General features: G+C 69.1%; 1 protein-coding gene. It reads left to right on the forward strand.

Annotation, left to right across the window (positions count from 1 at the left end; genetic code table 11):
• Positions 1-91: 91 nt before the first annotated feature.
• Positions 92-826, forward strand: a 735-nt coding sequence (locus AC1DY5_RS57400; protein WP_478123002.1) for a DUF2950 family protein, incomplete at its 3' end; no start/stop codon positions are given.

Raw genomic sequence — 826 nt, forward strand, 5'->3', positions numbered from 1 at the left:
GGGCATTACGGCGGTAGCGGCCGGGGCGGGGGCGGGGGCGGGGCCCGCATGGGCGGCGGTGGCGGCCGCGGCCGTCGCTAAGAGAACCTCAATGACGCAATTTGAATTCAAGCGAGTCCACTCCATGCTCCTGCACATGATCCGGCCCCTTGCCCTGGCTGTCGCGGCACTTGCCTTCGCCTCGGCCCCATCCTTCGCCCAGCGGGCCTACCCGAGCGCAGACGCGGCGTCGGAGGCCTTGGCGGGCGCGATCGCGCGCAGCGACGCCGACGCCATGCGTACCGTGTTAGGCGCCGACTGGAAGCGCTTCGTACCGACCGTCGACCTGGACCAGGAAGACGTCTATGCCTTTCTCGCGGCCTGGGCCAAGCAGCACAAAACCGTCATCGACGGCAGCGGCGACAAGGCCGCACTGGCGGTCGGCGACGGCAACTGGCTGCTGCCGATCCCGATCGTCAAGAGCGCGGCTGGCTGGCGCTTTGACACACGAGCCGGCGCGGACGAGATGCGCACCAGGCGCATCGGGCGCAACGAGCTGTCGACGATGCAAGCCGTGCTCGCGTACTTCGACGCGCAAAAGGAGTACGCGCAAAAGGACCGCGACGGCAATAGCGTGCTCGAGTACGCGCAGAAGTTCGCAAGCGCGCCCGGCAAGCACGACGGCCTCTATTGGGCCGACGCGGCGGGCCAGGACCCGAGTCCCCTCGGGCCGCTGTTCGCCGCCGAGAAGGCAGGGCAGAAAGGCGAGCGCAAGGCCGGCGAGGGATACCACGGCTATCACTACAAGATCCTCAAGGCGCAGGGCAGGGACGCCCCGGGCGGCGCC

The organism is Variovorax sp. P4_D9 (genome assembly GCF_056401695.1).